General features: G+C 73.9%; 6 protein-coding genes. 4 read left to right on the forward strand and 2 right to left on the reverse strand.

Annotation, left to right across the window (positions count from 1 at the left end; translation table 11 throughout):
* Nucleotides 1-62 precede the first annotated feature (62 nt).
* A complete protein-coding gene (locus tag ACFWEP_RS31505; RefSeq protein ID WP_387375228.1) occupies nucleotides 63-1,340 on the reverse strand; it encodes a DUF1015 family protein in 1,278 nt (425 codons plus the stop codon).
* A 71-nt stretch (nucleotides 1,341-1,411) separates the two neighbouring features.
* Here ACFWEP_RS31505 and ACFWEP_RS31510 point away from each other — a divergent pair, with 71 nt between their 5' ends.
* Nucleotides 1,412-2,449 carry an HAD-IIA family hydrolase gene (locus ACFWEP_RS31510; RefSeq protein WP_387375230.1) on the forward strand — a complete coding sequence of 346 codons (1,038 nt, stop codon included), beginning with the start codon at nucleotides 1,412-1,414 and terminating at the stop codon, nucleotides 2,447-2,449.
* Nucleotides 2,450-2,484: 35 nt separating this feature from the next.
* Here the strand turns inward: ACFWEP_RS31510 and ACFWEP_RS31515 are convergent, their stop codons facing one another.
* Nucleotides 2,485-2,832, reverse strand: a complete 348-nt coding sequence (locus ACFWEP_RS31515) for a sterol-binding protein (RefSeq protein ID WP_387375232.1) — start codon at nucleotides 2,830-2,832, stop codon at nucleotides 2,485-2,487.
* A 42-nt stretch (nucleotides 2,833-2,874) separates the two neighbouring features.
* Here ACFWEP_RS31515 and ACFWEP_RS31520 point away from each other — a divergent pair, with 42 nt between their 5' ends.
* Genes ACFWEP_RS31520 through ACFWEP_RS31530 form a run of 3 tightly spaced genes read left to right on the forward strand, consistent with a single transcriptional unit; the run spans nucleotide 2,875 to nucleotide 4,948 of the window.
* On the forward strand, nucleotides 2,875-3,219 hold the full coding sequence (locus ACFWEP_RS31520) for a hypothetical protein (RefSeq protein WP_387375234.1): 345 nt from the start codon (nucleotides 2,875-2,877) through the stop codon (nucleotides 3,217-3,219).
* An 8-nt stretch (nucleotides 3,220-3,227) separates the two neighbouring features.
* On the forward strand, nucleotides 3,228-4,043 hold the full coding sequence (locus ACFWEP_RS31525) for a TlyA family RNA methyltransferase (protein ID WP_386892859.1): 816 nt from the start codon (nucleotides 3,228-3,230) through the stop codon (nucleotides 4,041-4,043).
* Nucleotides 4,040-4,948 (forward strand): NAD kinase, encoded by a 909-nt coding sequence (locus ACFWEP_RS31530; protein ID WP_387375236.1) that lies wholly within the window; start codon nucleotides 4,040-4,042, stop codon nucleotides 4,946-4,948. The genes ACFWEP_RS31525 and ACFWEP_RS31530 overlap by 4 nt, the downstream gene beginning before the upstream one ends.
* Nucleotides 4,949-4,959 lie beyond the last annotated feature (11 nt).

Consider the following 4,959-nt stretch of genomic DNA (forward strand, 5'->3'; position numbering starts at 1 on the left):
CTCCTCCGGGAGTGCCGCCCTTCTTCGTTTCCGCCGGTGTTTCCGCCGAACGTCCCGCCCGCTCAGTCCGCGCCGAGCCTCCGCATCACCAGCCCCGTCGCCGGCTTCGGGCCGAAGGACGTGGACTTGCGCGGCATGGTGACGCCCTGTCGGGCGAGGTCCCGGACGACGGCCTCGCGTACCGGATGCATCAGGACGGCCGTCCCGCCGACGCGTTCGGCCTGCTCCACCGCGGCCACCGGGTCGTGGAGGTACGCGATGTCCTCTGCGGTGTCCGGGACGTGCCACACCCGGGCGAGCAGCGTCTCGTGCAGCACCGTCGCGTCCAGGGTGCGCCAGGTTTCGGGCCGGCCCGCCGGGACCGTGCGGGCGAGCAGGGCGGGGTCCGCCCGGTCGACGAGGCGGTACGTACCGTCGCCCGCCAGCAGATAGGCGTTGCCCTCCTCGGACGCGGCGGCGAGCGCGCCCAGCGCGCGGGACAGCGGACCCGCCACCTCGCGCACCCGGAACCACCCGTCGAGCGCTGCGAGGGCGTCGGCGGGCGCGAGCCGCCGGAGCACCCGGTGGATCGCGCGTACCTGGAGCGGGTAGCGGGCGGTGTCGACCAGGAAGACCAGGCCGAAGTCCCAGGGCCCCGGGGCGCTCTGCTCCCCCCGGAGCCGCAGATAGGTGGCCCACCGGTGGTGGCCGTCCGCGATGAGGGCCTGGCGGGGGAGGAGACCGGCGGCGGCTCCGGCCTGCTCCGCCGGATCGGTCACGGCCCACAGCCGGTGCCGCAGACCGTCCTCCGTGGTGGTCGTGAGCAGCGGTGGCCGCCGGGCCGCCCGTTCGACGACCGCCGCCGCGCCGGAGACCGTGCCGTCGCCCACGTAGGTGAGGAGCAACGGTTCGAGGTGAGCGCCGGTGGCACGCATCAGGGCCGCGCGGTCCGCCACCACGTCGTCCATCACCTCCTCGTGCGGGAGGACGATCCGGTCGGCGCTGGGGGAGAGCTCCAGGACGCCGATCAGGCCGCGCTGGAGGATGCCGTTGCCGCGCTGCTCGTAGACGTAGAGGGCGGGCTCGGGGTCGGTGGCCAGCACGCCCTCGGCGAGCCATTCGGCCAGGGTCCGGGCCGCCTGCCGGTTGCGGGCGTCCGGTGAGCCGTCCTGAGGCAGGATCAGCCGCACGATGTTGTGCGGGTCCGCCGATTCCAGGTGGTGCAGGCCGTCCGGCCGCACCACCACGTCGTACGGCGGAGAGGTCACCGCCGCGAGGCTGCCTACCCGCTCGGGGACGTAGCGCAGTCCCCGGAACGGGAACAGACGCAGCCCCTTCGCGGCGTCCCCCGATGTGTCCATCCCCGCATCGTAGGTGGGGTGGGGCGATGCGGGATGATCGGGGCAGAGGCATCGAACGAGGAGCGAACACAATGAGTCAGCAGGACAGGTCCCGGCCGCTCGGCAGCACCACGGCGCTGAGCGAGGCGTACGACACGGCTCTGCTCGACCTCGACGGGGTCGTGTACGCGGGCGGCCAGGCCATCGCCCACGCCGTCGAGTCGCTGGGAACCGCGCGGGACGGCGGGATGCACCTCGCGTACGTCACCAACAACGCGCTGCGGACCCCGGCGGCGGTGGCCGCCCACCTGACCGAGCTGGGGGTCCCCGCCGAGCCGTCGGACGTGATCACCTCCGCGCAGGCGGTCGCCCGGCTGGTCGCGGACCAGCTTCCGGCGGGCGCCCGGGTCCTCGCCATCGGAGGAGAGGGTCTGCGGGTCGCCCTGGAGGAGCGAGGGCTCGTCCCGGTCGACTCGGCGGACGACGACCCGGTGGCGGTGGCGCAGGGGTACGGCGGCCCGGACTTCCCGTGGTCGCGGTTTGCCGAGGCCTCCTACGCGGTCAACCGGGGCCTGCCCTGGTTCGCCTCCAACACCGACCTGACCATTCCCAGTGCGCGGGGCATCGCCCCCGGCAACGGCGCGGCGGTCATGGTCGTCCGGATCGCGACCGGCGCCGAGCCACAGGTCGCGGGCAAGCCGCTGCCCCCGATGCACCGGGAGACCGTGCTGCGTACCGGGGCCGAGCGGCCGCTCGTCGTCGGCGACCGCCTGGACACCGACATCGAGGGCGCGTTCAACGGCGGAGTGGACTCGCTGCTCGTCCTCACCGGAGTGACCGACGCGGCCCAGCTGGTCGCGGCGGTGCCGGAGCACCGCCCGACGTACGTCGACCGGGACCTGCGCGGGCTGCTCACCGGGCAGCCCGAGGTGACGGTGGAGGACGGTACGGCCCGCTGCGGCGGGTGGACCGCGTCCGTACGCGGGCAGGAGCTGGCCCTGGAGGGCGAGGGGGACGCCCTCGACGCGATCGACGGGCTGCGGGCGCTCTGCGGCGCCGCGTGGACCCACGGGGGCACGGAGGCGTGCGCCCTCGACGCCGGCAAGGCCGTGGCCCGCCTGGGGCTCTGACGGCGAAGCTCAGGCCGTGGGGCCCGGGCAGCCTCTCAGAGCAGCGATCTGAGCTTGAGCAGGTCCCGGAACCCCGCCTCCAGGCGGACCCGGCCCGCGCCCCACGCCTTGGCGAAGTTGAGGTCGCCGTCCACCAGCGCGACCAGGTCGTCGCCGGTCATCGCCAGCCTGATCTCGGCCTTCTCCCGGGGCGGGCCCTCGACCGTGTCGAGAACCCGGATGCGGCCGTCCGCGAGCCGGCCGGCGAACGTCACATCGAGATCCTTGATGTGACAGCTCAGCGAGCGGTCCAGGGAGGCGGCGCCGCGGACGTCGCCGTCCGCGCCCGCGAGATTGTCGGAAAGTCTGTCCAGTGCGCTGCGGCACTCTGCCATGGTCGCCATCGTGATCGACGGTACCGCAGCCCACCGGGGTAGCGTTCCCGCATGAGCGACTGGACGGCGGGGTCCGGCACGGCCCCCGCGCAGACACCCCCGGCTCCGTCCGGCGACGGTACCGACGCCCTCCGTACCACCCGCGGCGAGGAGGAGGCCGGCCCAGGCGCCGCGCCCTCCCGCACGCCCGCCGCGCCCGCCCCTCTCGGCGTCGTCCGCACACCCACGGGGAACGCGGACGTGGACGCCGCGCTGGAGCGGCTGGCCGACGCCGACCACCTCGCGGCGGACGGACACACCGAGGTGTACGAGGATGTACACCGGGGGCTGCGCTCCACGCTGACCGCGCTGGACGCCAGGCCCGCACCCGCACCCCCGTACGACAACAGGAGCTGAACGTAACCGTGGCAGGAGTGGCCCGTCGCCGCCTCGACGCAGAGCTGGTACACCGCAAGCTCGCCCGCTCGCGCGAGCACGCGAGCCAGCTGATCGCCGCGGGACGCGTCTCCGTACGCGGCCTGGTCGCGACCAAACCCGCCACCCAGGTGGAGACCAGTGCACCCGTGGTCGTGGCCAAGGACGAGAGCGACCCGGAGTACGTCTCGCGCGGCGGGCACAAGCTCGCCGGGGCCTTCGCCGCGTTCGTCCCCCTCGGCCTGGAGGTGGAGGGCCGCCGCGCGCTGGACGCCGGCGCGTCCACCGGCGGCTTCACCGACGTGCTGCTGCGTGCCGGGGCCCGGCAGGTCCTCGCCGTCGACGTCGGCTACGGACAGCTCGCCTGGTCGCTCCAGTCGGACGAGCGGGTCGTCGTCAAGGACCGCACCAACGTGCGCGAACTGACGCTCGACGACATCGACGGGCTGCCGGTGGACCTGGTGGTCGGCGACCTCTCGTTCATCCCGCTGGGCCTCGTACTGCCCGCGCTGGTGCGCTGCGCCGCCCCCGACGCCGACCTGGTCCTCATGGTCAAGCCGCAGTTCGAGGTCGGCAAGGAACGCCTCGGCAGCGGCGGAGTGGTGCGCAGCCCCGAGCTGCGCGCCGAGGCGGTGCGCGAAGTCGCCCGCCGGGCAGCGGCGCTGGGCCTCGGGGTGCGCGGGGTGACGGCCAGTCCGCTGCCCGGCCCCTCGGGGAACGTCGAGTACTTTCTGTGGCTGCGGGCCGGCGCACCCGAATTGGATCCGGCAGATGTGGACCGTGCAGTGGCGGAGGGGCCTCGTTGACGACGACGACAAGTACGGCACGAACAGTCTTTCTTTTGGCGCATACCGGCCGTCCGGCCGCGATCCGCAGTGCGGAGCTCGTGGTGCAGGGACTGCTGCGCAACGGCCTCGGCGTGCGGGTCCTGGAGGCGGAGGCGGCCGACCTGCCACTCCCGTCGACGGTGGAGACGGTCGCCGACGCGACCCCTGCCGCGGTGGACGGGTGCGAGCTGCTGATCGTGCTCGGCGGCGACGGCACGCTGCTGCGCGGGGCGGAGATCTCGCGCGCCTCGGGCGTCCCCATGCTCGGGGTCAACCTCGGCCGGGTCGGGTTCCTCGCGGAGGCCGAGCGCGACGACCTGGACCGGGTGGTCGCCCGCGTGGTGACCCGGGCGTACGAGGTCGAGGAACGCATGACGCTCGACGTGGTGGTGCACAGCAACGGTGCCGTCGTGCACAGAGACTGGGCACTCAACGAGGCGGCGGTGCAGAAGGTTTCGCCCGAAAGGATGCTGGAGGTCGTCCTGGAGATCGACGGCCGTCCCGTCACCGGGTTCGGCTGCGACGGGATCGTCTGCGCGACCCCCACCGGCTCGACCGCCTACGCGTTCTCGGCCGGCGGTCCCGTCGTCTGGCCGGAGGTCGAGGCCCTGCTGATGGTGCCGATCAGCGCGCACGCCCTGTTCGCCAAGCCGCTGGTCACCTCGCCGTCCTCGGTGCTCGCGGTGGAGGTCCAGCCGCACACCCCGCACGGGGTCCTCTGGTGCGACGGCCGCCGGAACGTCGAGCTGCCCGCCGGTGCCCGCGTCGAGGTACGGCGCGGCGCCGTACCCGTACGGCTGGCGCGTCTGCACCACGCGTCGTTCACCGACCGGCTGGTCGCGAAATTCGCGCTGCCGGTGTCGGGGTGGCGCGGCCTGCCGTAGTGACGAGGCCG

The organism is Streptomyces sp. NPDC060198 (assembly GCF_042728415.1).
Lineage (GTDB): Bacteria > Actinomycetota > Actinomycetes > Streptomycetales > Streptomycetaceae > Streptomyces.

Bases quoted from the DNA above. Each gene is read 5' to 3' on its own strand.
- ACFWEP_RS31505 (WP_387375228.1), bottom strand. From the start codon at position 1,340: ATGGACACATCGGGGGACGCCGCGAAGGGGCTGCGTCTGTTCCCGTTC.
- ACFWEP_RS31510 (WP_387375230.1), top strand. From the start codon at position 1,412: ATGAGTCAGCAGGACAGGTCCCGGCCGCTCGGCAGCACCACGGCGCTG.
- ACFWEP_RS31515 (WP_387375232.1), bottom strand. From the start codon at position 2,832: ATGGCGACCATGGCAGAGTGCCGCAGCGCACTGGACAGACTTTCCGAC.
- ACFWEP_RS31520 (WP_387375234.1), top strand. From the start codon at position 2,875: ATGAGCGACTGGACGGCGGGGTCCGGCACGGCCCCCGCGCAGACACCC.